General features: G+C 66.7%; 24 protein-coding genes and 1 pseudogene. 17 read left to right on the top strand and 8 right to left on the bottom strand.

All coding sequences use genetic code 11. The annotated features are described in order from the left end of the window. Positions 1-49 precede the first annotated feature (49 nt). The gene (locus ACLJK8_RS18235; protein ID WP_413151770.1) at positions 50-457 is read right to left on the bottom strand and encodes a Bug family tripartite tricarboxylate transporter substrate binding protein; all 408 of its coding nucleotides are present in this window, start codon (positions 455-457) and stop codon (positions 50-52) included. A gap of 291 nt (positions 458-748) precedes the next feature. Between ACLJK8_RS18235 and ACLJK8_RS18230 the strand changes: the two genes are divergently transcribed. Together ACLJK8_RS18230 and ACLJK8_RS18225 are read left to right on the top strand one after the other, a co-directional pair. Beyond that, on the top strand, positions 749-1,807 hold the full coding sequence (locus tag ACLJK8_RS18230; protein WP_413151769.1) for a hydroxyacid dehydrogenase: 1,059 nt from the start codon (positions 749-751) through the stop codon (positions 1,805-1,807). 294 nt (positions 1,808-2,101) lie between these two features. Then, entirely contained in the window at positions 2,102-3,205 is a 1,104-nt protein-coding gene (locus tag ACLJK8_RS18225) for a replication protein RepA (protein ID WP_413151768.1), read from the top strand. Between the two features lie 91 nt (positions 3,206-3,296). Here ACLJK8_RS18225 and ACLJK8_RS18220 read toward each other — a convergent pair whose 3' ends face one another. Together ACLJK8_RS18220 and ACLJK8_RS18215 are read right to left on the bottom strand one after the other, a co-directional pair. After that, positions 3,297-3,716: a hypothetical protein gene (locus ACLJK8_RS18220; protein ID WP_413151767.1), complete on the bottom strand. Its 420-nt coding sequence runs from the start codon at positions 3,714-3,716 to the stop codon at positions 3,297-3,299. A 5-nt stretch (positions 3,717-3,721) separates the two neighbouring features. Further along, positions 3,722-4,384: a ParA family protein gene (locus tag ACLJK8_RS18215; RefSeq protein ID WP_413151766.1), complete on the bottom strand. Its 663-nt coding sequence runs from the start codon at positions 4,382-4,384 to the stop codon at positions 3,722-3,724. Between the two features lie 287 nt (positions 4,385-4,671). Here ACLJK8_RS18215 and ACLJK8_RS18210 point away from each other — a divergent pair, with 287 nt between their 5' ends. From ACLJK8_RS18210 to ACLJK8_RS18200, 3 genes are all read left to right on the top strand, one after another. Beyond that, positions 4,672-4,923, top strand: a complete 252-nt coding sequence (locus tag ACLJK8_RS18210; protein ID WP_413151765.1) for a type II toxin-antitoxin system Phd/YefM family antitoxin — start codon at positions 4,672-4,674, stop codon at positions 4,921-4,923. Continuing rightward, positions 4,913-5,326 carry a putative toxin-antitoxin system toxin component, PIN family gene (locus ACLJK8_RS18205; RefSeq protein WP_413151764.1) on the top strand — a complete coding sequence of 138 codons (414 nt, stop codon included), beginning with the start codon at positions 4,913-4,915 and terminating at the stop codon, positions 5,324-5,326. The genes ACLJK8_RS18210 and ACLJK8_RS18205 overlap by 11 nt, the downstream gene beginning before the upstream one ends. Before the next feature lie 201 nt (positions 5,327-5,527). Then, the gene (locus tag ACLJK8_RS18200; RefSeq protein ID WP_413151763.1) at positions 5,528-5,710 is read left to right on the top strand and encodes a hypothetical protein; all 183 of its coding nucleotides are present in this window, start codon (positions 5,528-5,530) and stop codon (positions 5,708-5,710) included. A 21-nt stretch (positions 5,711-5,731) separates the two neighbouring features. Here ACLJK8_RS18200 and ACLJK8_RS18195 read toward each other — a convergent pair whose 3' ends face one another. Next, complete coding sequence (locus tag ACLJK8_RS18195) at positions 5,732-6,361, bottom strand: ChrR family anti-sigma-E factor (protein WP_413151762.1); 630 nt, start codon at positions 6,359-6,361, stop codon at positions 5,732-5,734. Next, entirely contained in the window at positions 6,358-7,017 is a 660-nt protein-coding gene (locus ACLJK8_RS18190; RefSeq protein WP_413151761.1) for a sigma-70 family RNA polymerase sigma factor, read from the bottom strand. Before ACLJK8_RS18190 ends, ACLJK8_RS18195 begins: the two co-directional genes overlap by 4 nt. A gap of 94 nt (positions 7,018-7,111) precedes the next feature. On the opposite strand from ACLJK8_RS18190, the gene ACLJK8_RS18185 reads away from it, so the two are divergent. The 8 genes from ACLJK8_RS18185 to ACLJK8_RS18150 all read left to right on the top strand — a co-directional run bounded on the left by ACLJK8_RS18185 (position 7,112) and on the right by ACLJK8_RS18150 (position 17,066). Continuing rightward, a complete protein-coding gene (locus ACLJK8_RS18185) occupies positions 7,112-8,386 on the top strand; it encodes an NAD(P)/FAD-dependent oxidoreductase (protein ID WP_413151760.1) in 1,275 nt (424 codons plus the stop codon). Further along, positions 8,380-9,180, top strand: coding sequence for a DUF1365 domain-containing protein (locus ACLJK8_RS18180; protein ID WP_413151759.1), 801 nt, complete (start codon positions 8,380-8,382; stop codon positions 9,178-9,180). Before ACLJK8_RS18185 ends, ACLJK8_RS18180 begins: the two co-directional genes overlap by 7 nt. Continuing rightward, the gene (locus ACLJK8_RS18175; RefSeq protein ID WP_413151758.1) at positions 9,177-10,379 is read left to right on the top strand and encodes a class I SAM-dependent methyltransferase; all 1,203 of its coding nucleotides are present in this window, start codon (positions 9,177-9,179) and stop codon (positions 10,377-10,379) included. Before ACLJK8_RS18180 ends, ACLJK8_RS18175 begins: the two co-directional genes overlap by 4 nt. Continuing rightward, positions 10,372-10,950 carry a DUF3833 family protein gene (locus tag ACLJK8_RS18170; RefSeq protein WP_413151757.1) on the top strand — a complete coding sequence of 193 codons (579 nt, stop codon included), beginning with the start codon at positions 10,372-10,374 and terminating at the stop codon, positions 10,948-10,950. Before ACLJK8_RS18175 ends, ACLJK8_RS18170 begins: the two co-directional genes overlap by 8 nt. Positions 10,951-10,972: 22 nt before the next feature. Beyond that, entirely contained in the window at positions 10,973-11,938 is a 966-nt protein-coding gene (locus tag ACLJK8_RS18165) for an alpha/beta fold hydrolase (RefSeq protein WP_413151756.1), read from the top strand. 437 nt (positions 11,939-12,375) lie between these two features. After that, positions 12,376-13,434 (top strand): efflux RND transporter periplasmic adaptor subunit, encoded by a 1,059-nt coding sequence (locus ACLJK8_RS18160; protein WP_413151755.1) that lies wholly within the window; start codon positions 12,376-12,378, stop codon positions 13,432-13,434. Positions 13,435-13,441: 7 nt separating this feature from the next. Beyond that, complete coding sequence (locus tag ACLJK8_RS18155) at positions 13,442-16,486, top strand: efflux RND transporter permease subunit (protein WP_413151754.1); 3,045 nt, start codon at positions 13,442-13,444, stop codon at positions 16,484-16,486. Continuing rightward, positions 16,473-17,066: a hypothetical protein gene (locus ACLJK8_RS18150; RefSeq protein WP_413151753.1), complete on the top strand. Its 594-nt coding sequence runs from the start codon at positions 16,473-16,475 to the stop codon at positions 17,064-17,066. The genes ACLJK8_RS18155 and ACLJK8_RS18150 overlap by 14 nt, the downstream gene beginning before the upstream one ends. A gap of 43 nt (positions 17,067-17,109) precedes the next feature. On the opposite strand, the gene ACLJK8_RS18145 is transcribed toward ACLJK8_RS18150, so the two are convergent. The 3 genes from ACLJK8_RS18145 to ACLJK8_RS18135 form a co-directional block, all read right to left on the bottom strand. After that, positions 17,110-17,847 carry a TetR/AcrR family transcriptional regulator gene (locus tag ACLJK8_RS18145; RefSeq protein WP_413151752.1) on the bottom strand — a complete coding sequence of 246 codons (738 nt, stop codon included), beginning with the start codon at positions 17,845-17,847 and terminating at the stop codon, positions 17,110-17,112. Between the two features lie 141 nt (positions 17,848-17,988). Continuing rightward, positions 17,989-18,474 (bottom strand): transposase, encoded by a 486-nt coding sequence (locus ACLJK8_RS18140; protein ID WP_413151751.1) that lies wholly within the window; start codon positions 18,472-18,474, stop codon positions 17,989-17,991. A gap of 123 nt (positions 18,475-18,597) precedes the next feature. Then, a complete protein-coding gene (locus ACLJK8_RS18135) occupies positions 18,598-19,512 on the bottom strand; it encodes a LysR family transcriptional regulator (protein WP_413151750.1) in 915 nt (304 codons plus the stop codon). Positions 19,513-19,909: 397 nt separating this feature from the next. Here ACLJK8_RS18135 and ACLJK8_RS18130 point away from each other — a divergent pair, with 397 nt between their 5' ends. The 4 genes and pseudogenes from ACLJK8_RS18130 to ACLJK8_RS18115 all read left to right on the top strand — a co-directional run. Continuing rightward, positions 19,910-20,215 (top strand): Dabb family protein, encoded by a 306-nt coding sequence (locus ACLJK8_RS18130; protein ID WP_413151749.1) that lies wholly within the window; start codon positions 19,910-19,912, stop codon positions 20,213-20,215. Positions 20,216-20,239: 24 nt separating this feature from the next. Continuing rightward, a complete protein-coding gene (locus tag ACLJK8_RS18125) occupies positions 20,240-20,527 on the top strand; it encodes a YciI family protein (protein WP_413151748.1) in 288 nt (95 codons plus the stop codon). 55 nt (positions 20,528-20,582) lie between these two features. Then, positions 20,583-21,605: a maleylacetate reductase gene (locus ACLJK8_RS18120; RefSeq protein WP_413151747.1), complete on the top strand. Its 1,023-nt coding sequence runs from the start codon at positions 20,583-20,585 to the stop codon at positions 21,603-21,605. A 70-nt stretch (positions 21,606-21,675) separates the two neighbouring features. Beyond that, positions 21,676-22,242, top strand: a pseudogene (locus ACLJK8_RS18115) (dioxygenase); the annotation flags it as partial. Positions 22,243-22,416 lie beyond the last annotated feature (174 nt).

Here is a 22,416-nt window from a genome sequence, read left to right as displayed (position 1 = left end):
ATCCGAGGTCTCCGCGCTCGAAGCTCCTCCGTGCTCATTCTCACCCATCTCAACACCTCCGTCGGCCCAAATTAAGCCGTCTGGGATGTCTCAAGAAACCCTGGGGCGGAGGACCCGCTTGCGGCGCCAAGTGGCCTACTTTTGCGCCGCCCAACGGCCTGGTTTTGCTCCGCCGTTGACAGTCCGGTTCGGCCTGGGCCACCAGCCCGGTCGCCATCGTCGTCGCACCGCCGGGGCGGTTCTCGACCACGACCGGCTGGCCAAGCGCCGCCTCGAACCGCTGCGCGAGCAGGCGCGCTACGAGGTCGGTACTCCCGGCGGCCGCCGTGCCCACGAAGATGCGCACGGGCCGCGTCGCAAAGCTCTCGGCGCGCAGGACGGCCGGAGCGCAGAGCAGAGCGCCGAACGCCGCCCCACGGCGCAGCAGGTCGCGTCGCGTCAGATTGAACCCCGTCATCGGATGATCCCTCCCATTCTTGCTTGTCCGGGCGCGATACTCCTGGCGGAGTTTGGCCCCTCGGGCCCTGGTCTTGCGTCCCCGCGGGCAAGCGCCGTCGCGCGGATCATGCCGGCGGCGCGGGAAGCTGATCCAATACCGTTTCGGCTGTCCTGCCCTATCGTCTTCTTATGGCGCCTTCCCGGCGGTCCCGACCTCTCGGGAATGTCTCGGAGACATACCGGCAAACTTCTGTCCCGAAGCGGCGCGGCATGACATGCAGGACGGACTTCATGACATGAAAGGCCGACGATGACCGATCAGCGGCGCAAGGCGAAACTCGTCTATTTCGAACGCTGGGCGGACGACGCGGCCGCCGAGGAGATCCTGCGGGACGCGTCGCATATCGAGGTCCAGCGGTTGCGCTACGCCAACGAGCGGCCTCGCAACGACGCGATCTTCGCCGGAGCGCACGGCTATCAGATCCAGTCGCGCGTGGAACTGGACGAAGCTTGGCTCGGCGACGCGGATCTGCTGGCGCGCGCGCCGAACCTGCTCGCCATCAGCTCCACCGGCTCGGGCTACGACGTGATCGACGTCGAGGCTTGCACCCGCGCGGGCGTTCTCGTCTGCAACCAGACCGGCGGCAACGCACGCGCCGTCGCGGAACATGCCGTGGGCCTGATGCTGGCGCTCTCGAAGCGCATCGTCATGACCAACGACGCGGTCCGCCGCGCGCCCGACGTCGACCGGTTCATCTTCACTGGCAACAACATCGAGGGAAAGACGGTCGGTATCCTCGGCATCGGGAATATCGGCCGGATCACCGCCCGGATCTGCCGCGACGGCTTCGGGATGAAGGTCATCGCCCATGACCCCTATCTCGACCCCGCGGAAATCGAGGCCCGCGGCGCGACGCCGGTCTCGCGCGACGCGCTTTTCGCAGCCGCCGATTTCATCAGCATCCATTGCCCGCGCACCGAAGAGACCTTCGGGAGCATCGGCCTCCCCGAGTTCTCGCGCATGAAACCGACGGCCTTCTTCGTTAATACCGCGCGCGGCGGCATCCATGACGAGGCGGATCTGGCTCAGGCCCTGACCGACAGACGGCTCGCCGGGGCGGGGCTCGATGTCTTCCTGGAGGAGCCGCCCGCCCCTGATCACCCGCTGCTCGCCTTCGACAACGTGATCGCAAATCCGCATATCGCCGGCATGTCGGCGGAATCCCAGACCGCCATCACCCGATACGCGGCGAGCCAGTGGATCGAGATCCTCGCCGGCCGCCGCCCGCCCCGGCTGGTGAACCCCGAGGCCTGGCCGAGATTCCGCGATCGGTTCGAGGACATCCTCGGCTTCGCCCCGGTCGATTAGCGCTTGGTCGGGTGTGGTCTCCGGTTCCGCGCCAGATAGGCCTGCCGCCGGTTCTTCAACGCGCTCGCCTCGGCGCAGGTACAGCGTGGGACCGAGCATATGTGGCGGTCGGTAAAGTCCAAACTTCTCGTAGCCGCATCGAGACCGCGCAAAAATCTCACCCCGAATTCGGCGGAAAAGCATGGGACAGCCGCGACGCGAATCAGTTGCGCTCAGGTCTCCTTGGACTTTACCGACCCATGCGGCTATCCACAGCCAAGCCCACTTATCCCCTGGACTTTACCGACCCAAAGTTTGGACTTTACCGACCAAACCCCGGTTATCCACTGGACTCTACCGACCTATACAAAAAGAGAACAAAAAGATTCTTCAAATAGTACAGTCGGTAAAGTCCAACTGGACAATCTGGAGAACGCCTCCCAATCTCACCACCAATCGATAGGAAGCTACGAGGCGAGCCGGATGGGCGATGTCCACGACCTGATCCTCAGGCACGGCAAGGAACATGCCCGGGAAGCCCTCGGTGCCGATCGGATCCTAGCAGACATCGCCGCCGCCGTTTTGACCGATGAGACCGGGCGATTGGGCTTCACGTATTCCGGCTTCTGTCTGACCGCCCTGCCCCATCGCAACCCGACCATCGAGCTCTGGCGACGCGAAGGGCATCGCATCACGCTTCTCATCGAAAGTGGCAAGGATCGCTACGGAAAGTCTATCGGTCTGCCCTATGGATCGACCGCCCGGATGATCCTGCTCTATCTCCAGACGCGTGCGTTGCAGACGGACAGCCGCGTCGTCGAGATCGGCCGTTCGATGAACGTCTGGCTTCATCGCATGGGACTTCCGGTTGGCGGCAACACCTACCGACAGGTCCGTGAGCAAGGCCGGAGGATCTCGGCCTGCCATCTGACCTTCTTCCACGACACGCAAGGTGGCGAATTGCGCCACAATGGCGCCTTCGTCGAGAACGCACTGCAGTTCTCCGACACCGCGCCGGAGCAGGGAGAACTCTGGCACGAGACGGTCGAGCTGAACGACCGTTTCTTCCGAGCCATGAAGCAGCATCCCGTTCCGTTGCTCGATGCCGCGCTCTGCCAACTCAGCGGCAAGAGCATGGCGCTCGACATCTACATCTGGCTCGCCTACCGCCTCCATCGGCTGGGACGCCCGACGGCGATCTCCTGGCCGGCGCTCTACGGGCAGTTCGGTCTCGGCTTCAAGGCCCTGAAGCACTTCAAGCCGGAGTTCACGAAGAACCTCAAGCTGGCGCTCGCGGCCTATCCGGACGCGGGCGTGACGGCGGCGGAGGACGGCATCCGCCTGCTCCCATCCCGCGCGCCTGTCGGAGACCGGCAGGTCCACGTGGTCGGCTCGGGCACCCTTCCGGAAAAGGGTTGAACTTTCCGGATGACCCCCCACCCGGCGGAGGTGGTCACGCGGGCGAAACCCTGACGCCCGTTCAGGTAGCCATCTTCCGCTCGCGCGCCGCTCATTTGCCGCGGCTGCGCCGGCCATCGGCGACAAGGTCCGCTTCGTGAATGCTGACGCCCTGGGCGACGAGGCTTCGCATGATCACGTAGCGGACCGAGCAATCATCCCGCAGCGCACGACGCTTGAGTTCCCGCATCACGTAGTCCGGGAGTTCCAGGCTCATCGCCTTCATCCTGGCGCGGGGCGTAGGAGCCGGAAAAGCATCGTCCGTGGCATTGGCGGACACCTCAGCGGGCTCGGACACCGCCTTCGGGGGAGAAGGGGGCGCCTGCTCCCCTGCCCCGTCCAAGGCCGCTCTGGAGGGCGCCACAGGGCCTTGCAGACGGGCGATGCCGCGGCGTTCGGCCAATGCCTCCAGAAGCTGGTCCTCGTCCCGGCTCGGCCGGCGGATGGATTGGAAGCCACGTTCGTTCGCCATGGCGCTCACCTCGCCGCGGTCATGAGAAGTCCCGGCGCCAGCGCGGCCGTGATCTCGGTCGCGAGCGCGGCCAGTTCGGCTCCGGCGCCGCGGTCGGGCTCCTTGCGGTGGGCTGGCACACCGTTCAGGAACATCTCCTTGTAGGCGATGCGGTCGACCAGGCTGGTCCGGAACCGCGCGATGCCTTCCCGGACGAGTTCCTCCTCGATGAACTGGTCCAGCTTGGTGCGCAACGGCCGAACCTTGGTGAAGAGCACGCCGTAAGGCACCTCGCGCCCGAGCGTCTCTTCGATGTCGCGAATATCGGCGACGAGCATCATCGCCTGACGTACGTCGGGTTCGGAATGCTGCGTGGGGATGACGACCAGATCCGCCTTGCCGATCGCCTTCATCAGTGTGATCTCGCGCATCCCGGCGAGGTCGATGAAGATATGGTCGTGCCCGCCCCGCCCCGCCGCGCGGAACGCATCGGAGAAGTGCTCCGGCGGGACCGCGGCGACGGTGAGCCCTGGGACCGGACCGCGCTCGGCCCAGACTGCCAGGGTCTGGTTCTGGTCGAGATCCATGACGTGGACCCGCTCTCCCCTGTCGACGAGCAAGGCGCCGAGTGCCGCGCAAGTGGTGGATTTGCCCACCCCCCCCTTGGAGGATGCGAATGCGATGATCATGCCTGCCTCGTCAGTTCGTTCTGGTTCATGCAAATGTGGATTTGCATTCCTGCCCTTTTGGGCAGATGCATGATTGCACACATACCCATGATCTTCCAAAGGTTTATGATGCTTATCTAGCAAATATATATTTGTGGAAATATATATTTTCATGATTATAAATTTGAATGAATCTGTGAACACATACTCGCACATGTGCATATTCGCATATTTGCCCAGAGATGCCTGTCCGCATCCCGGCGAAGAACAGGATTGAACCACGAAGAGATCATGGCCATAATGGCTACATGAAGGAGATCGCCGCCAGAGATGCCAAGAACCGCTTCGGCCAGTTGCTCGACTCGGCGCAGAGCGCGCCGGTGCGCGTGACCAAAAAGGGCAGGGCGGTCGGCGTGATGATGTCGATACAGCAATACGAGCGCCTGCGCGGCGCGGCATGGGAGCGCCTGAGCGCGACCATGGATGCCTTGGGCGCCGAGGCGGCCGGCAACGGTCTGACGGACGCGGAACTGGATGCGCTCTTGGCCGATGAGAGCTGAGCGCGTCGTTCTCGATACCAACGTTCTGATCAGCGCCGTCCTGCAGCCGAAGGGGCCGCCCCGCGCAGCGATCGACGCCGTCCGGATGGCCGGCGGTGTTCTTCTTTTTTCGGACCAGACGTTCGATGAGCTGCGCACGCGCCTCGAACGTCCGAAGTTCGACAGGTACGTGAGCCGGGAGGGCAGGGCGCTCTTCCTTGCGCAGTTGGACGCGGTGTCCGAATGGGTCGCGATCACCGGCGCGAAGATGGGGTGTCGCGATCCCGATGATGACAAGCTGTTGGAGACGACTCTGACGGGCGAGGCGGATTGCCTGGTGACCGGTGACCGGGATCTTCTGGTGATGTCACCCTTTCATGAAATCCCGATCCTGACCCCGGCGGACTTCCTGTCCGTCCGCTGACCCCTACAGTCATTCTTGTCGGTGGCCTTGGATGCTTCGCGGGTGCCGGCTCCCGCAGGCGATCGGCGATCCCCTAACCCCTCATGAGAACGGTCGGATCGGCTCGTCACCGGCAATTTGGGACCTGCTCGTGATGATATTAGTCTATCAGGACCGCTCTTGAACCCAAATGGGGGCAGGCCACACGGCGATGCGGAACTTGTGGCCTGGTTCGGCTACCGCACGACGGGCGATCAGTCGCGGGGCACGATCAAAGGCGTCGGCGCGATCGACGTTGAGGACGCGCGCGATGCCATCAAGAAAATCATGGAAGGCGGGGAACAGAGCAAAGGGCAGGGCGCTCGCCGTGATGGCGGCCCGGATCCAGTGACGTTCCGGATCTGATCGGGGGGCGGAGGCTTTCGATCAGATCCGGAAGATCGGCTGGAAGAGGCGGGGCAGGATCGCGCGGAAGCGGAGCGGCGCGTCGGTGGCGGCGACGCAGAGGCAGGGTCCCTCGTCGGTCGCGCACGGCGTGTGGTCGAGCGTCTCGTCGGCGACCTCGAGATCACCCGGCCCGAAGCGGCCGGTCGAGTCGGTGAACGCGCCGGAGAGGACGAGGGTGAGTTCGAGTCCGCGGTGGCTGTGCTCCGGCACGGCCTGGCCGGCGGGGATCGAGAGCAGGCGGATGCTGCCGGCGGCGCCGGCCCAGAGCATCGCCTGCCGCGCGCCGAAGCCGAGCGAGCGCCATCGCGGGCCGCGCGGGCCGACGAACCGGGCGAGAGGGAGCGGATAGGCGGGGTCGGCCGGCCCGGCGGTGGGCGGCGGCTCGTCCAGCCGGGCGAAGAGGCGCGCATCTGCGCCCTCGGCGAGGCCCGCGGGCGCGAGGTCGTCGAGGACGAGGCCCGCGAGCGCATGATGGGCGTCGAGCCGCGCGCGGCATTCGTCGCAGAGGGTCACATGCGTCGCGACGAGCGCGGCGAAGGGGGTGGCGAGGCTTCCGGCGGCGTAGGCCGCGAGCATCGCGTCCGGGACATGGTGGGTCGGTTCGGTCATCTTCTCAAACTCCGAAGCTCGTGCCGGAGGCGGTCGATGGCGAGGCGCAGACGCGACTTGACGGTGCCGAGCGGCAGGCTGGTCAGCCGGCTGATCTCACGCGTGCTCATCTCGCCGAGATAGGCGCGTTCGATCATTTCCCGCTGCCGCGCGGGCAGGGTGTCGAGCGCCGAGCGCAGCCGCGCGATCTCCTGCGCGAGCGCCAGCGCGTCGGCGGTTTCGTCGGGGCCGGGCACCGCCGCGAGCGGCTCCGGCACCGGGGTTCGGTCGCCGCGGACGACATCGACGCGGCGGTTTCGTGCGATCTGATAGATCCAGGCCGAGGCGGAGGCGCGGCTCGGATCGAACCCCGCGCGTGCCTGCCAGACGCGCAGCATGACGTCCTGGGCGATGTCCTCGGCCACGGGGTCGGGCATGCCGGAGCGCAGCGCCATCGCCTTCACCCGCGGCGCATAGAAGGCGAATAGCCGCGCGAAGGCCGCGCGGTCCCCCCGGTCACGCACCGCGATCATCCAGCCGGTCTGCTCGGAAAGATCGGACAGCTCGCTCGACTCCTTCGCCCCATCGGTTTCGCGCCAGACGCCGCGCCCGATACCGTGCCCGCCCCGGGGCTCCGGCCCGGCGCGTCGGTCGGCGATGCGAGCGCACATGTTCATGGAGCGCAATACGGCGGCGGTGGCGCGGTGGATCTTTTTTTGATCCGCCGAGTCGAGCCGCGCGTAGTGAGGGGCAGAGTGGAGGATGGGACCGATGCCTTTCGACCCGATGCCTTTCGACATAGCCGAGCAGCTCCGCGTCGCCGTCGTCGGCGGTGGCGTCGCCGGTCTCTCGGCCGCGCTGGTGCTCGGTGAGCACGCGAAGGTCACGCTGTTCGAGGCTGAACGGCGGCTCGGCGGACATGCGCGCACCGTGATGGCCGGGCGGCGCGGCGACCGCGCGGTCGACACCGGCTTCATCGTCTTCAACCATGCGACCTATCCGCATCTGGGTCGCCTGTTCCGCGAACTCGACGTGCCGCTCGAGCGCAGCGACATGAGCTTCGGCGCGAGCCTCGACGGAGGCCGGATCGAATACGCGTTCAGCGACCCGCGGGGTCTCTTCGCCCAGCCGTCGAACGCCCTGTCCCTCGCATTCCTCGGCATGTTGCGCGACGCCGCCCGTTTCGGCCGGCGGGCCGAGGCGACCGCGAAGGAGGGACAGACCGTTGGCGAGCTCATCGGGGCGCTCGGCCTCGGCGACGGGTTTCGCCGGTTCTACCTCCGGCCGCTCTGCGGTGCGATCTGGTCGACGCCGGAGGGGGAGGTCGAGAATTTTCCCGCCACGTTCCTCGTGCGGTTCCTGCGCAACCACGGGCTGCTCGGCCTGACCGGCCAGCATCCGTGGTGGACGGTTCAGGGCGGCGCAGCGGTCTATGTCGAGCGTCTCGCGCGCCGTCTCGCGGCGATCGGCGTCGAATTGCGCGCGGGCGCCCCGGTCACCGCCGTGCGCCGGGACAGGGAGGGGGTGAGCGTGACCCCGCGCGGCGGCTTGCCCGAGCGGTTCGACCGGGTGGTGCTCGCCTGCCATCCGGACCAGTCGCTGCGCCTGCTGGCCGAGGCCACCGGTCCCGAGCGGCGCCTGCTCGGCGCGATCCGCTACCGGCCGAACCGCGCGCTGCTCCACGCCGATCCCACGCGGATGCCCCGGCGCCGGGCCTGCTGGTCGAGCTGGGTCTACCGGTCGGCGGGCGCGACCGAGAGCGTCACCTACTGGATGAACCGCTTGCAGAACCTGCCGGCGGACGACCCGCTCTTCGTCAGCCTCAACCCGGAGCGCCCGGTCCGGGACGAGCTCATCTACGACGAGACCGAGTTCCACCACCCGGTCTACGACCTCGCGGCGATCCGGGCGCAGGAAGGAATCGCCGCGATCCAGGGCGCGAACCGGACGTGGTACGCGGGTGCCTGGCTGCGCAATGGTTTCCACGAGGACGGCATCGCCAGCGCGATGCGGGTCGCCCGCGCGATGGGGGTGCCCGCATGGTAGAGCTCGTGCGCGGCTCGACCTGGCACGGAAGAACAGGCGCGATCCGCGACAGTTTCCGCTACCGGCTCGATCTCGTGCTCCTCGATCCCGAGACCGAAAGTCGCGCGCCGCTGTTCCGGCGGAACGGGCGGGCGGTGGCGAGCGTGAACGACCGCGACCACGGCGGCCCGCGCGGCCGGGGCGAGGGGGCGGCCTGGGCGCGCCGCGCCTTCGAGACCGCCGGGCTCGCGCCCGGGTTCCGCCTCCTGCTCCTGACCCAGCCGCGCTGGTTCGGGGTGGTGTTCAATCCGGTGAGCTTCTGGTTCGCCTTTTCGGAACCCGCCGCCCGATCCGACGCCGGGTCCGGCACTGGGCCTGACTCTGGACGCGCCTCCGGGCCCGCGCTCGTCGCGGTGATCGCCGAGGTGAACAACACCTATGGCGACCGCCACGGCTATCTCTGCGCGAAGCCGGGCTTTGTCCCGATCGGCCCCGGTGATGTGACGCGCGCGCGCAAGGTGTTCCACGTCTCGCCGTTCCAGGACGTCGCGGGCGAGTATTCCTTCCGCTTCGATATCCGTGAGGCGGCGATCGCGATCCGGATCGGCTATCGCAACGGCGCGGAGGGTCTCGTCGCGACCTATGAGGGTGAACGTCTCCCTCCGACGGCGCCCCGGCTCCTGCGCGCCGCGCTGCGCTTTCCCTTCGCCGGCTTTCGGGCCATCGCGCTCATCCATTGGCGCGCGCTTCGCCTGCGCCTCAAGGGCGCTTCGTTCCGACCGCGGCCCTTGCCGCCCGCCGAGGACCTCACATGACCGGACGCCTCATCCAACGCGTCGCCAGCGACTTCCTCGCCGCCTGCGAGCGGATCGAATCCGGACGCCTCAGGGTGCGGACTCCCGAAGGCCATGTGCATGACTTCGGGGGGCCGGGGGGCAGTTCGGGACCTGGGGGCAGTCCGGGACCGGGCGCCGGATCGGAGGCCGAGCTCCGGATCCGCGACTGGGCGGCGGTGACGGCGTTGCGCGCGCGCGGCGATATCGGTTTCGCCGAGGCCTATGTGGCCGGGCTCTGGGACACGCCGGGGATCGAACCGCTGGTCTCTCTGGCCCTGCGCGACGAGGCGGCGATGCGCACCTATTCCGCCCCGTCGCCCCTGCGCGGAATGGGCTTCCGGCTCCTGGACCGGATCGTCCGGCGCAATTCGATCGCGGGGTCGGGCCGGAACGTGCGCGCGCATTACGATCTCGGCAACGAGTTCTACGGCGAATGGCTCGACCCGGGCTTCACCTATTCCTCGGCGCTCTTCGCGGAGAGCGATACCGACCTCGCGCGGGGACAGGCACGCAAGTACGACCGGATCCTCGATCGGCTCGGCGGCCGCGAGCGTGTGCTCGAGATCGGCTGCGGCTGGGGCGGCTTCGCCGACCGCGCCGTCGGCCGGGGCCACGCCGTCGATGCGATCACCCTCTCGCCCGCGCAGAAGGCCTATGCCGACGCGAGGCTCGACGGGCGCGCGAAGATCGAGCTGCGCGACTACCGGCGGACCTCGGGGCGCTACCCCGCCATCGTCTCGATCGAGATGATCGAGGCGGTCGGCGAACGCTACTGGCCGACCTATTTCGCGACGCTTCGCGACCGGCTCGCCGACGAAGGCGCCGCCGTCATCCAGGCCATCACCGTCGCCGACGATCATTTCCCGGCCTATCGCCGGAGCACCGACTACATCCGTCATGCGATCTTCCCGGGCGGGATGCTGCTCTGCGAGCGGGCGATCGTGTCGGGAGCGGCCCGGGCGGGTCTCCGCGCCGCCGAGCCCTTCGCCTTCGGGCAACATTACGCGCTCACCTGCCGGCAATGGGCGTCACGGCTCGTCGCGCGGAGCGGGCGGCTCGCGTCGCTCGGCTATGGAGAGGCGACGCTCCGGCACTGGCGCTACTATCTCGAAGCCTGCGCCGCCACCTTCGCTGTCGGGCGCGCCAATGTCGTGCAGGTGGAGCTGACCCATGCCTGAGTTTTCGTTCGGTATCCTTGCCCGGCTGGTCCTGATCGTCGCCCTGCTCGCGCTCGGGCTGGTGGTCGCGGCGCGGCTCTTTCTCGACTTCACGGCGCAGAGCCCGTCCGACTACGCCGAAACCGCTCCCCCGTTCGACCTGAGGCGGGCCCTGGACGGACCGCTGATCGCGAGCGGTGTCATCTACGGACCGACCGGGCGCGTCGCCTCGCGCTTCGTCGCCGACATGCGGGGCAGCTGGGACGAGACGGGCGGAACCCTGACCGAGAGCTTCCGCTACGATTCCGGCCGGACGCAGGAACGCGCCTGGCGCATCGTGCCCGCGGGCGACGGGCGCTTCACCGCGACGGCCCCGGATGTCATCGGCACCGGAGAGATCGAGGTCTCGGGCGCCACCGCGCGCCTCAGCTACCGTCTGCGGCTTCCCGAGGAAGCCGGCGGCTGGCAGGTGGATGTGACCGACTGGCTCTACCTCGGGCTCGATGGGGTGATCGCGAACCGGTCGCAGTTCCGCCGCTTCGGCATCCTCGTGGGCGAACTCGTCGGGTCGATCCGGCCCGCCGGGACGTGACATGGCTCGGGTCTCCTGCCGAATGTCACGCCGTGCGTTCCTCGCCGCCGGGGCGGCGCTCGCCGCCTGCCAGACGGCCCCGCCGATGAGCGCCGCGCCCGGGCTCGCGCCCTCGTTGGGAACCGCTTCCGCCTCCGCCGTCTCGTCCACCGTCACCGTGGACGGCGTTCCGATGCATCTCAGCCGGACCGGACGGGGCCGCCCCGTCTGCCTCATCCATGGCGCGAGCGGCAATCTCAACGACATGACCTTCCGCCTCGGCCCGGCGCTCGCGGATCGCTTCGAGGTGATCGCGATCGACCGTCCCGGCCACGGCTGGTCCGGAGTGCCTTCGGGGGGCAGCGTCTCGATCAATGCCCAGGCGGCGCTGATCCGGGGCGCGCTCGACCAACTCGGCATTGAACGCCCGATCGTCGTCGGGCACAGCTACGGCGGCGCGGTCGCCCTCGCCTGGGCGGTGGACGCGCCCGGGACGATGTCGGCGCTCGTGCTGCTCGCCGCGCCAAGCCAGGTCTGGGAAGGCGGGCTCGGCCTCACCAACGATCTGCTCGCGAGCCCCGTGACCGGCCCGCCGCTGGCGCATGCGATCCCGCATCTCGTGACCCGGGGCTTCGCCGATCGGACGCTCCGGTCGGTCTTCGACCCGCAGGAGGTGCCGGCGGGCTATCTCGATCACCTCGGGCTCGACCTCGTCCTGCGGCCCGAGAGCCTGCGCGAGAACGCCCGCCAGCTCGTCGCGCTCAAGGAGGAGCTGCGGCCAATGATTCCGTCCTATCCCGACCTCTCCATGCCCATCCGCCTCGTGCATGGCGACGCCGATCGGACGGTCGGCCTCGACATCCACTCGGCACCCTTCGCGCGGCAGGTCCCCCAGGCCGGCCTGACCCGCCTGCCGGGGATCGGACACATGATCCACCAGGTCGCTACCGCGCGGGCGATCGAAGCCGTCGACGCGGTAACGCGCCAGCCAAGCGGTATTCGCCCCTGAGCGGCTACGGTGAGATCGCTCCGGGCCGGACGCCCGCTGAACGATAGCAACCGCCCGAGCCGGGGTGGCGTCGCTGCTCCAGGGCACGCGAGACGATGTTGGGCACTGGGCCGGGCATCATATCGCCAGCCATCTTCTCAAGCGCCAGAGCCAGCTGATCGCCGGAGCACTGATCCACGGCATCGCTTACACGGGCGCGGAGCCGGGCTTGGCAGGATGGCCTACCCCAGTTGACCGTTCCGCTGCGACTTCGCCCCTGGTGGGGCCAGGTTGGGGGCGTGGTTGCTCCCACGCGATCAAGCGCTGCCGTTCATAAATCTGAATAAAAGTCAGATTTATATTGACCGGCCGTTTTCCCCTGAGGTATCGAGGCTCATCGACGTCGGGCCGGGCGATGGATGTCCCACGTCGCCGAGCCTCAGCCCCGGAGTTCAACCATGACCGCCAAGCATATCCCGATCGCCGTCGCGACCTTGGCTTTCTCGCTCGCCTGGGTTCCGCTCGCCATCGCGCAGGATGCGCCGCCGCCGCTCGTTCGGCTCGTGACCGTCGGGCAAGAAGACCCCGCGATGGAGCGGACCTTCTTCGGCCGCACGGTCGCACGGCAAACCGTGGATCTGGGTTTTCAGGTCGACGGCCAACTGGTCGACTTCCCGGTCGCGGAGGGTGCGTTGATCCCCGAGGGCGACCTGCTCGCCCGGCTGGATCAGAAGCCGTTCATGCTGGCCGTCGAACAAGCCCGCCTTCAGGAACAGCAGGCGCGCCGCGAGGCCAGCCGGGCCGAGCAGCTTGGCGGCAACATCAGCGTGGCTCAGCGCGAGGCGCTCCAGACGGAAGCCGCGCTCGCCCAGGTTTCCCGCGAGAACGCGGAACTCGCGCTCGAGCGGTCAACGCTCGCCGCGCCGTTCGACGCCGTCGTTTCCATCCGGACGGTTGCAAACTTCACGACGGTGGCGACGGGGCAGCCGGTGGTACGGCTGCACGACATGAGCGAACTGCGCGTCGAGATCGACGTTCCGGAGCAGGTCGTACGCCAGGCGGGACTCGATCCGCGGTATGACCTGTTCGCGCGGTTCGGTGGCGACGATGCGCTCTACCCGATCGAGATCGTCGAGACGGATATCGAAACCGGGCCCGTCTCCGGGACCTATACGGTGACGCTGGGGATGGAGCCGCCCGAGGATGCGCTGATCCTGCCCGGCTATTCCGTCGCGGTCGTGATGCGGCGCGGTCAATCGGCCGAGGGTAGCGACATGGTCGTCCCGCTGGACGCGGTGGCGACGACGCCGGAGGGGGCGTATTTCGCGCTGCGCTATGAGCCCGCCGGCGAGGAGGCGGGCGTGCTCGCGCGCGTGCCCGTGACGGTGGGAGTGACCGACCGGGGCCAGATCAAGGTGACCGAGGGCCTGGAGCCGGGCGACGAGATCGTGTCGGCCGGCCTCGCCGCCTTGTCGGATGGTCAGGCCGTGCGCCGTTTCAAGGGTTTCGAGCAGTGAGGTTGCCATGAAGATCGCACGCGGAAGCATCGAAAGACCCATCCTCACCTGGATCCTGATACTCGTCGTGTTCTTCGGCGGGATCGCGGGCTTCTTCTCGCTCGGCCGGCTGGAGGACCCTGCCTTCACGATCAAGACCGCCGTCGTCCAGTCGAGCTATCCCGGCGCTTCGGCCGCGGAAGTGTCGGTCGAGGTCAGCGAGCCCCTGGAAAGTGCCATTCAGCGGATCGGCGAGGTCGATGTCGTCACTTCGATCAACACGCCCGGCATGTCGCTTCTCGAAGTGGAGATCGACCCGGCCGTCACTGGCGAACGTCTGCCCGGAATCTGGACGGAACTGCGGGCCAAGGTTGGCGAGGCTGCCAAGTTTCTGCCCCAGGGTGTCGAATACACCGTCGTCGATGATGATTTCGGCGATGTGTTCGGCATCTACTTCGCTGTGACGGCGCAAGGCTTCAGCGACGCGGAGAAGCACGATCTCGCGAGATTCCTGCGCCGCGAGATGCTGACCGTCGATGGCGTGGCCAATGTCGACGCCGCGGGCCTGCCGGAAGAGGCCATCTACGCGACGCCCGACATGGCGCTCGCGGTCAACCAGGGGATTCCGCCCGGTGCCCTGTCCGAAGCAATCGCCGCGGCCGACAATCTCGCTCCCGCCGGCACGGACGGCCAGACCCGGTTCATCGTGCCCGAAGGCTCGGACACGCTCGAGGAATTGCGCGGGCTCAACGTCGGCGTATCCGACGAGATCGTGCGCCTGTCCGATCTCGTGGACCTGTCGCGCGAGCGTGTCAGCGATCCGACCCTGCTGGTCCGTCACAATGGAATCGAGGCGTTCACGCTCGGCGTCGCCGGGCTTGATACCGAGAACATCGTCGAGGTGGGCAAGCGCGTCGAGGCGCATCTGGCTTCACTCTCCGATCAGCTGCCCGCCGGGGTGGAGCTGCGGCCGATCTACCGGCAGCATGTCATCGTCGAAGCGGCATCGAACGATTTCGTCGTCAACCTTGCCATGTCCGTGGCGATCGTTCTGGTCGTTCTGGCGCTGTTCATGGGCGTCAGGGCGGCGATCGTCGTCGGCGCTTCCCTGCTGTTCACGGTGCTCGGCACGCTCGCGATCATGCTGCCATTCGGGATCGAGATGGAGCGGATCAGTCTGGGCGCGCTGATCATCGCCATGGGCATGCTGGTCGACAACGCCATCGTGGTGGCGGAAGGCATGCAGACAGCGATGCGGCGCGGCATGTCGTCAGGCGACGCGGCGGATGAGGCGGCGCGGAAGACGCAGATCCCGCTCCTCGGCGCCACCGTCATCGGCATCGTCGCCTTCGCGCCGATCGGACTCAGCCCCGATGCGACGGGCGAGTTCATGTTCTCGCTTTTCGCGGTCATCACGATTTCGCTGCTGCTGTCCTGGCTGCTGGCCATCACCGTCACGCCGTTGCTTGGTCACTATTTCTTCGAGACCGGCGACGGCGGCGCGACCGCGGGCTATGATGGCCCGATCTTCCGCGCCTACGCGAGTGTCCTGCGGCTGGCGCTGAACTGGCGCTGGATCGTGGCAGGCGGGCTGGTGGCGCTGACCGCCGTATGTTTCCTCGCCTTCGCTCAGATCAGGCAGCAGTTTTTTCCGAACGCGAACACGCCGATCTTCTTCGTCCACTACTGGAAGGAGCAGGGAACGCCGGTCCAGGAAACCTCGGCCGATCTTCAGGTGCTGGAGAATTGGCTGGCCGAGCAGGAGCAGGTTGTCTCGACCACGACCTACGTCGGGAACGGCGCCACGCGGTTCATGCTCAATTACGCGACACAGCGCGGGAATCCGGCCTATGGCCACATGCTGGTGCGGACCGAAACGACCGACCAGATCCCCGCTCTGCGCGACGCGCTGCAGGACTTCGCGGCCGAGGCGATCCCCGACGGCGATCTGCGCACCGTCGCAATGGTCTTCGGCACGGGCGGCGGCGACCCGATCCAGCTCCGGATCTCGGGGCCGGATGGCGATGTCCTGCGCCAACTCGCGGAACAGGCCGAGACGCGGATGCGCGCGGGATCGGATCAGTTGACGGGGCTCAGCATCGACTGGCGTCAACGCGAGATCGTCATGCGACCTGACGATGCCGACGAGCGCGCCCAGGCCATCGGTGTCACGCGACAGGACGTCGCCGATGCGCTGAATTTCGCGACCGACGGCGTGCTCTCCGGTGTGTTGCGCGAGGACGAGCGGCAGATTCCGATCTACGTCCGTGGCCCGCGGGATGGCAGCATGTCGCTCGCGGATGTCGTGGTCTACTCGCAGCCGGCCGGAGCCTTCGTTCCGCTTGAGCAGGTGATCGACGGATACGATCCCGTCCCTCAGGATACGCTGATCTTCCGCCGCGATCGCCAGCCCACGATCACACTCTCGGCGGGCGTGCGGCAAGGCGCGAGCGTCTCGGATGTGCAGCGTCAGCTTGATGTGGCCTTCGAGGGCATGGAGCTGCCACGGGGCTATTCGATCGAATGGGGCGGGGAGAAGGAGGATTCCGCCGAAGCTCAGGAGGGTCTGATGGGCCAGCTTCCCCTGGCATTCGTGACGATGGTCGCCATCACGATCCTGCTCTTCAACGCCCTGCGCCAGCCGCTCATCATCTGGTTGCTCGTTCCGATGGCGGTGAACGGCGTGACCATCGGGTTGCTGGGCACCGGCCTTCCGTTCAGCTTCACCGCGCTTCTCGGCCTGCTCAGCCTGTCAGGCATGCTGATCAAGAACGGCATCGTGCTGGTCGAGGAGATCGACCACACCCGAGGCAGCGTGGCCGACCTGCGCGAAGCGATCAGCGAGGCTTCGGTATCGCGAATGCGGCCGGTGGTTCTGGCGGCCGCGACGACGATCCTTGGCATGATCCCGCTGCTCTCGGACCCGTTCTATGTTTCCATGGCGGTGACCATCATGGCTGGACTGGCCTTCGCGACCGTGCTGACGCTGATCGCCGTGCCGGTATTCTACGACCTGTTCTTCCAGACGGATGCGCGGGAGCGGCGGGACGAGGCGAGCCATGCAACTGCGTGATGGATCGGAGGGGGCACCGGGGAACTCGCGCGCCCCCAGCGAGATCGAGCGGCTCGAACGGCGAAAGCTCCGTTTCGAGGCGCGGAAATTCGCGATCGACACGCTGGTCAGGATGTATCTCGCCCAGCTGGAGGGAACGCGAAGTCTGCGCGTTGGCCACGTCAAGCTGACCTTCGGTCTCTCGCTCGGTGCTTTGGCCGGGGTCCTGACCGTGATCAGCGCATTGGCACGGTTCACGGAGAATTATCCCGAATGGCCGGAGGACCGGATCCCGATCCTTCTGCTGGTCTCGGGCCTGGGCGGCCTGCTCGCCGCCGCGGTCACGGCGATCTCCCATTACAGAACGGTGGTGGAGGGATCGGCCGACCTGCTGCTTCGCCCATATCCGGGAGCCGAGCTCGAATTCAATGGTATCCTTTCGGGCACGCCGGAGGATGAAACCGCCTATCTCGACAGCCTGTCAGCCATCCTGAGTGCCAGAACCAGAGACAGCCGGCAGCATCATCCGCCGTCCTCGGTCGTCCTGCTTCTCGTGCTCTTCGGGACGACCGCGACCGGTGTGGCGTTGTTCATGCTCTGAGTCACGGGGAGCGGGCGTGCCGGCGGTGCGGCCGGCTCCGAATTCAGGTCATCGCGAACCATATCAGCCGAAGCATCGCCTTGGCACGCTCGACGACGGCGCGCCCCTCCGCTTCCGGCCGGTCGAGCGCCACCCGGATCGCCGTATCCGCGAACTGAAACATGAGGAGCATCGAGACCGGCAGGCGCTCCAGTTCCGCGTCGGCGACCAGAGCCCGGGCCGCGTCCACCAGAGCGGCGACGTTCCGCTCGCCGTCGATCCTCGACATCTCCAGCAACGACTTGTCCGCGGCCACCCCCATCCAGATGTCGCGAATGGCCGGATCAGCCAGGCTCATCCGGTAGATATCCTCGACGAGCCCGTCGATGATGTCTGCCATCTCGCCGGAGGTTCGCGGCTGGGTGGACAATCTTGCTTCGACAAGGCTATGAAATTCGTCGAGATATTTCTCGCCTAGAGCGTGGACGATGGCGTTCTTGTTCGGGAAATACTGATAAATCGACCCGACGGTGATCCCGGCGACATCGGCGATGTCGATGATCTTCAGACGCGCGGATCCCTTCTCCGCGATGATCTTCTTCGTCGCGTCAAGGATCTGCTCGACGCGTTCGCGACTGCGCCTCTGCTGAGGGGCGCGGATCTCGTCCTGCCGTGATTTCCCGGAACTCATTGTTTTTGACCAAATATGAATATTATTCAGATATATGATGCACGCTCGCCTTGTCAATGCCCGCGAGCCGACATCGGACGACCAGGCGCACGGCCCAGGCTTGCTAACCATGCCGCCGCGCGTTCCGTACCAGCCGCCGCGCTCACGAATGCGTCGCCATGGCCGAAGAAGCCTGGATCGGAAGAGGGCATCTAACTGCTCCGGGCGGCGTCGGGTGACACGAGACCTCTCGGCTGACGCGCGTCGTGACCGTCACCGCCGTCTGCGCTCCGGCAGGTAGCGGGCCAGATCCTCGCCCTGGCCGGTGGGCGAGTAGATCCAGGCATAGATGGCCTCATGGCACAGCCTGCGCGGTGCATTCGGCTCGAACCTGAGTCGACCCGCGATCTGTTCCGGGCTCCAGCCTTCGCGCAGGCGATCAATGACAACGGCGCGCAACGCAGGCAGGCGTTCAAGCTCGCGGCTGCGCGAGCGTCGCGCCGTGGCCAGAAGTTGTGCGCTCATGGGCCAATAGCCATCCGCTCGCGGTGTTTCTTCGTCGTGCCACCAGTTCCGCGTGATCTCACGACGGATCGTCGAGCGATCACGGCCGAGGATCTCAGCTATCCGCGTGCGCGGCGTCTTTGCCCGCAGGAGCTTTGCAATCGTGCGCCGTTCATCAAGTGTCAGGTGCTCGTGAAGGCACGTCTCATGGCAGCCTCTTCCTGATTTGCATCGGGAAATCATGCGATGGGGCATTCCGAAATAGAAATCGCCCGTCTACAGAAATTAGTACGAATAATGTTAATTATGTTTTTAATATCAATTGATAAATTACTATGAGCTCCCGTTCAGGGCTGGCGCGCAGGTCGGTACGCCATCCTATGCCGTCCAGAGCCGCTCGTAATCGTGCTGGCGGAAGTCTTCCACGAGGAAGTCGATGAAGAGCCGGGTCTTGGCCGGCAGGAAGGCCTTGGTCGGATAAGCGATGTTCATCGTGAGCCGGGGCAGATCCCAGTCGTCGAGAACCCGGACGAGGCGGCCGGCGGCGAGGTCCTCCTGGATGATGTAGGTTGGCTGCGCCAGGATGCCGAGATCGTCCAGCGCGGCGTGGCGGATCAGCTGGCCATCATTCGCGTTCAGGGCGCCGTTGACCGGAACGGTGATCGTCTCTGTCCCCTTCCTGAAGCGCAGCTCGGTCCAGTTGTCGGCGAGCGTGTAGAGGATCAGACGGTGCCGGGCGAGATCCTCCGGGTGTTCGGGTGTCCCGTGGTGCTCCAGATAGCCCGGCGTCGCGGCGAGCAGCCGCCGCGTCTGCGCGAGGCGGCGGATGGTGATCTGCGAATCCGCTTCGACCCGGCGGGTGCGAACGGCCACGTCGATGCCGTTCTCGATGATGTCGAGATAGCGGTTCGCTGCGACGATCTCGACGCGGATGCGTGGGTACCGTTCGGTGAATGCGGGTATCAGTGGCTCCAAATGCAGAAGACAGAAGGAGAGGGACGCCTGGACCCGGAGGAGGCCGGTGGGATTGCGCGCCGCCTCGCTGACGCTCGCCTCGGCCTCCTTCATGCTGCCGAGGATGTCGCGGCATCGCTCGCAGAAGACTTCGCCCTCGCCCGTCAGCGAGAGCTGCCGGGTCGTCCGCTGAACGAGGCGGATGTTGAGCCGCTCTTCCAGCGCCATCAGGTATCGGCTGGTCGCCGACACCGAGATGCCGAGTGCCTCGGCCGCCCGGCTGATGCTGCCGGACTCGGCGATCTGCACGAAGACCTCGATCTCGGTCCAACGATCCACTGAGAGATCCGCCTCTTGTCCTGAACGGGAAGATCACGTCGTGATTATGCGAATTTTCCCGGATGCGATCAATGGCTTCCGACAGCCGGGATCTTGATGGACAGGATGAAAGGCCCGAGGAAGCAGCCCGTTCGATCTCAAGCATTGCGCGGCGCAACTCTTCGACGATACGGGCCAGTCCTTGCTTATGGTGGGAGAGTGTTTCCTCAACGCGCCAGTTTTTCCCGATACACGCGGGATGATATGGTCCACTCATGGGCGATGAAGACGCTCGAGTTCCAACCCGAATTCCAACCCGAGTTCCAAACGAGGCGACCACAGGCACAAGCTCCCACCATCGTCCTCACCGGGCGACGACGGTCGGAGCTTCGCGTCCCGCCGCAACACCGAGAGTAACATGATCAAGCACATCGTGATGTGGGACGTTCGCGGCGAAACCGCCGAGGCGAAGCTGCTCGCGGCGACGGATCTGAAGCGCCGTTTCGAAGGCCTCATGGGCCGGATTCCGGGTCTCACGCATCTCGAGATCGGCATTGATATCAGCCGGATCTCCTATGCCTGCGACGTGGTGCTCTACTCGGAGTTCGCGGACCAGGCGGCCCTGACGGCCTACGCCGAGCATCCCGCGCATCTCGAGGTGCGCGATGCTCTCAAGGATGTCCGGGTAGCCCGCCACCAGGTGGACTACGCGCCGGCGGCCTGAACCGAGAAGAAGGAGGAGAACACGATGCGGTTCGTCGTTCACTGTCTCGACAAGCCTGGCGCCACGTCCCTTCGCCTTCGACACTATGACGAGCACAAGGCCCATCTCGCGACCGGAGCGGTCGCGACCGTCATCTCGGGGCCCCTGCTCGCCGATGACGGCGAGACGATGATCGGCTCGCTCTTCATCTTCGAGGCGGAGACCCGCCAGGAGATCGAGACGTTCAACAGGGCGGACCCGTTCAACCGGGCCGGAATCTGGGCGAGCGTCAGCATCCATCCCTTCCTGATGCGCGTCGACAACCGCGCCTGATCCGAAAACGAGGCAAACATGCGTCCCTTCCACTACAACGGGCATCCGGCGCGGGGTGATCTTCGGCTCCGGAACCCTCTCGCAACTGCCGGACGAGGTGGCCCGCCTGGGGCTGCGCAAGGCACTGGTGCTGTCCACGCCGCCACAGGAGGCCGAGGCCGGCCGGATCGCAGCGCTCCTGGGAGATGCCTCGGCCGGCGTCTTCGCGGGCGCCGTCATGCACACACCGGTGAGCGTGACCGAGCAAGCCATGGCCGCGGTCGCCGAGAAGCAGGCCGACGGGGTGGTGGCGATCGGCGGTGGATCGACCACCGGGCTCGCCAAGGCGATCGCGCTCCGAACCGACCTTCCGCAGATCATCGTGCCGACCACCTACGCCGGTTCCGAGATGACGCCGATCCTGGGGGAAACCAGGGACAATACCAAAACGACCCAGAGCAGCCCGAAGATTCTCCCCGAAGTCGTCATCTACGACGTCGACCTGACAATGACGCTACCCGCCGGCCTGTCGGGGACCAGCGGCATCAACGCCATCGCCCATGCCGTCGAAGCGCTCTATGCGCGCGACGCCAATCCGATCATCGACCTGATGGCGCTCGAGGCGATCGGCGCGCTCTACCGGGCGCTCCCCCGGATCGCGAAGGACCCCGGGGACCGGGAGGCACGCTCGGACGCCCTCTATGGCGCCTGGCTCTGCGGCATGTGCCTGGGCGCCGTCGGCATGTCGCTGCACCACAAGCTCTGCCACACGCTCGGCGGCACGTTCGATCTGCCGCATGCCGAGACGCACACGGCGGTCCTGCCCCATGCTCTGGCCTATAACGCGTCCGCCATTCCTTCGGTCATCGAGCGCCTGCGGGGCGTGCTCGGCCCCGACCCGGCCGGCGCGCTCTACGATCTCGCGGGCGCCGTCGGGGCCGAGCGGTCGCTGAAGGCCCTCGGGATGCCCGAGGACGGCATCGATACCGCGACCGAGCGCGCCTTCGCCAACCCCTACTGGAACCCCCGCCCGCTCGAGCGCGACGCGGTGCGCGCCCTGATCGCACGCGCCTGGAAGGGCGTCGAACCGCGGGCCTGACTCCGACCCGCGGGCGGCGGTCGCGCGCCGCCCAATCCCAGCACAACAACGTCTCCCGGGAGGAGAACCCATGAGCGCCTATTTCACCGAGGAAGGTTCCGTCGAAGCCGTCAACGCCCGGATGGGAGAAGAGGTCAACCCGCGCCTCGCGCGGGTGATGGCGGCGCTCGTCAAGCACCTGCACGCCTTCGCGAGGGAAGTCGAGCTCACCCAGGAGGAATGGGACACCGGCATCGACTTCCTGACCCGCACCGGTCAGATCTGTTCGGGCGAGCGGCAGGAATTCATCCTGCTCTCCGACACGCTCGGGCTTTCGATGCTGGTCGATGCGATCAACAACCGCCGCCCGACCGGCGCCACCGAGAACACCGTCTTCGGCCCGTTCCACGTCGAGGACGCGCCGATCCGCGAACATGGCGCGACGATCTCGCTCGACGGCAAGGGCGAGAGCTGCCTCTTCGAGGGCCGGGTCACCGACCTCGACGGCCAGCCGATCGANCACGTCGAGGACGCGCCGATCCGCGAACATGGCGCGACGATCTCGCTCGACGGCAAGGGCGAGAGCTGCCTCTTCGAGGGCCGGGTCACCGACCTCGACGGCCAGCCGATCGAGGGCGCCACCGTCGATGTCTGGTCGGACAACGCCGACGGCTTCTACGACGTGCAGCAGCCGGACATCCAGCCGAAGTGGAACAACAGCGCCGGTCACCGATCCGACGTCCGAAGCTGGATGCATTTGTTTCGACCATCGATCATTGGCTGGATGAGGACCTGACGGTTCCGCGCAAGCAGCGCCATACGGCCAAGCGAG

It is taken from the genome of Amaricoccus sp. W119, assembly GCF_047275745.1.
In the GTDB taxonomy this organism is placed as follows: Bacteria; Pseudomonadota; Alphaproteobacteria; order Rhodobacterales; family Rhodobacteraceae; genus Amaricoccus.
The sequence above is the reverse complement of the archived record's forward strand: the minus strand, read 5'-3'. Positions and strand labels throughout refer to the sequence as shown.